The organism is Bradyrhizobium sp. (assembly GCF_049512235.1).
Classification (GTDB): domain Bacteria; phylum Pseudomonadota; class Alphaproteobacteria; order Rhizobiales; family Xanthobacteraceae; genus Bradyrhizobium.
In genome coordinates this window covers 1-3088 of the sequence record NZ_JBEKXH010000661.1, presented here as the reverse complement: position 1 = coordinate 3088, position 3088 = coordinate 1, and the positions used below count along the sequence as shown (strand labels likewise).

3 protein-coding genes are annotated in these 3088 nt (G+C 59.4%); 2 read left to right on the top strand and 1 reads right to left on the bottom strand.

Features of this window, described 5'->3' with window-relative positions:
• Positions 1-120: 120 nt before the first annotated feature.
• Positions 121-543, bottom strand: coding sequence for a protoporphyrinogen oxidase HemJ (hemJ, locus tag ABSG20_RS33525; RefSeq protein WP_423868730.1), 423 nt, complete (start codon positions 541-543; stop codon positions 121-123).
• 500 nt (positions 544-1043) lie between these two features.
• Here hemJ and ABSG20_RS33520 point away from each other — a divergent pair, with 500 nt between their 5' ends.
• Positions 1044-1883 carry a pyruvate, water dikinase regulatory protein gene (locus ABSG20_RS33520; protein WP_423868729.1) on the top strand — a complete coding sequence of 280 codons (840 nt, stop codon included), beginning with the start codon at positions 1044-1046 and terminating at the stop codon, positions 1881-1883.
• Complete coding sequence (locus ABSG20_RS33515; RefSeq protein WP_423868728.1) at positions 1880-2488, top strand: Maf family protein; 609 nt, start codon at positions 1880-1882, stop codon at positions 2486-2488. The genes ABSG20_RS33520 and ABSG20_RS33515 overlap by 4 nt, the downstream gene beginning before the upstream one ends.
• Positions 2489-3088 lie beyond the last annotated feature (600 nt).

The window sequence follows — 3088 nt, the reverse complement described above, 5'->3', positions numbered from 1 at the left end:
CACGAGGAAACCAGAACGCGACCACATCCGCCTGCGTGGGGTGGGATTTGCAGTCAATATAGAAAATCGCTTGGCGTTCCGCAAGCAGACGGAATGTTACCGGCTTGAGGGCGGTCCTTCTCAAAACGGCTTGACCACCACCAGGACCACGGCCCCGATCATTAGGATTGTAGGCACCTCATTGATAATACGATACAATTTCTGACTGCGGGTGTTGCGATCGGCAGCGAAATCCTTGACGCAGCGGGAAAAAAAGCCGTGGACGCCGCTCAACAGCACCACCAGCAACAGCTTACCATGGAACCATCCCACCGAAAGCCAATGCCCGGCGAAGGCGAGGTAGAGCCCGGCCAGCCAGGTCACGATCATGGCCGGGTTCATGATCGCCTTCAGCAACCGCCGTTCCATCACCTTGAAGGTCTCGGACTGCTTCGATCCGGCCTCCGCCTCGCAATGATAGACGAACAACCTCGGCAGATAGAGCATGCCCGCCATCCATGAGATGACCGCGATCACATGCAGCGCCTTGATCCAATCGTACATCGCGGATGCCCTGCTCGCGTTTGAGATACGTTAATTTTCGATCCGCAATTTTCGATCCGCAATTTTCCACCCGCGGCAGCGGAACCTCTCGGCCGGTCTCGGCGTTCGGCAACAGCCGAAGGGAATGCAGGCATATCCGGGAAACCGGCCTTTTCTAAAACAATAATTTTAGAATCTTAGGTTTGAGTCTAAGTAGCGGTGGATTAGGCCCACGCCAAACTGTTCCGCAATTCTCCTCACCTTGTTCACATCCGTCAACATCCTGCAGCCGAAACCGGCGTGTCCGGATAAGGATCACCCTTTCAAGTGCTTGCGCTGGAACATGGCCGGCTTATTCAGAGACAAGTCCACATAACTCCGCTATCGATGCCGGCTGCGAACTGACTTGTCCCGGGCCGGAGGCCTGTGAAGAAAAAGCCGGGTTATCCCCGATCTGCCGACCCAGGCCCTCGACTCTCGGGTAAACTCCACAGCGATCCACAGGCCATACAGAGGTCCGCGTGCCGACCACCGGTAGCTATTTCCATCTTCATTTGGTGTCCGATTCGACAGGTGAGACCCTGATCACGGTGGCCCGCGCGGTAGCCGCGCAATATGCCAATGTGACTCCGGTCGAGCACGTATATCCGCTGGTGCGCAGCCAGAAGCAGCTCGACCGCGTCCTCAGTGAAATCGAGGAAGCGCCGGGCATCGTGCTTTTTACCCTGTTGGAGAAGGATCTGGTCGGCCGGCTCGAAGCCAAATGCCAGGAGATGAATCTACCGAGCCTGTCGATCATCGGCCCGGTCATGCAGCTGTTTCATGCCTATCTCGGCGCTCCCACCACCGGACGTGTTGGCGCGCAGCACACCTTGAATGCGGAATATTTCAAGCGGATCGACGCCTTGAATTATACGATGGTCCATGACGACGGCCAGCACGTCGAAGGCCTCGAAGAAGCCGATGTGGTCCTGGTCGGCGTGTCCCGGACGTCGAAAACCCCGACCTCGATCTATCTCGCCAACCGCGGCATTCGCACCGCCAATGTTCCGCTGGTGCCCGGCATCGCCATCCCGCATCAACTGGAGATCCTGAAAAAACCGCTGGTGGTCAGCCTGCATGCGGCACCGGAGCGCCTGATCCAGGTCCGGCAGAACCGGCTGTTGAGCATGGGCGCCAGTTCCGGCAATGACGAATATATCGATCGTCAGGCCGTCGCCGAGGAAGTCGCGTTCGCGCGGCGGCTGTGCGTAAAATTCGATTGGGTCCAGCTCGACGTGACGCGGCGATCGATCGAAGAGACCGCCGCCGCGATATTGAAGCTGTTCACCGACCGGCAGCGGCAACGGGTTGTCGAATGACGTTTTGGCGCGGACAATTTCCGCTGATACTGGCTTCGCAGAGCCGCGCCCGGCAAACGCTACTCGCCCAGGCCGGCATTGAGTTCACGGCCATTCCGGCCGACCTCGATGAGCGGATGGTTCAGGAAAGCTCCGGCCTGTCGTCGCCCGGTGATATCGCCGCCCTGCTCGCGCACGAAAAGGCGCTTTCGGTGTCCAGGCGCAAGCCCGGTCAATTCGTCATCGGCGCCGATCAGACCTTGGCGTTGGGGCTGCGGCTGTTCTCCAAGCCGGCCGGAAGGGCCGAGGCCGCGGAACAACTGCGTGCGCTGGCCGGCGTCCGCCATGAGCTCTATTCCGCGGTTGCCGTTGCTGCCGCGGGCCAGATATTGTTCACCCATGTTGCCACGGCAGGGATGACGATGCGGCCGCTCGGCGAGGCCGACATTGAGGCCTATCTGGATGAAGCCGGAGAGGCCGTGTCGTCAAGCGTCGGTGCCTACCAGTTGGAAAGGCTGGGGGTTCATCTGTTCGACCATATCGAGGGCGATTTTTTCACCATCCTCGGCCTGCCCCTGTTGCAATTGCTCGCGTTCCTGCGCAGCCGGCGGCTGCTCGGCGTGTGAGAAATTGACGATGAATCGCGAAGCCGAGGCGTACTGGGTCGCCCGGTCAAGCCGGGCGATCGGGAAAGTTGTGTCTCCGAGAGAGGACACCTTTTCCCTGTTAAGCCCTGTTAATACAGGGGCGGATACAGGGGCGCCCAGGTCTTCGCGCTGCGCCCACCCCATAGCTTGAGATGATTCTTAAGTTGGTGGGCACGCCATCGGTTCGCGCATTCGCGCGCGATCCGGTGGCTTTGCCCGCCCACTGAATTCCGATGCACTTTTCAAACAGCCGACCAAAGATAGTCTGAGATCGTCATTGATGGTTTGAGATCGTCATTGCGAGCGTTAGCGAAGCAATCCAGCTTTGGCGCCCGCGAAAAGAAAGCTGGATTGCTTCGTCGCAAGGGCTCCTCGCAATGACAGCTCATTCCAAACGCGCGCAAACGGCTCGCGGCGCGAGGCGCCCGAGGTTTGCCAGAACCTTTCGCCCTCGAAAATAGAGGGCGTGGGGAATGCCGGATGCCCAGTGGCACCCGCAGCCTCGCGTGCAGAAAACGGCCATCACGCACACGAGTATTCACAGCGAGGCACCGGAAAACACCCGGCATTCCCGCACGC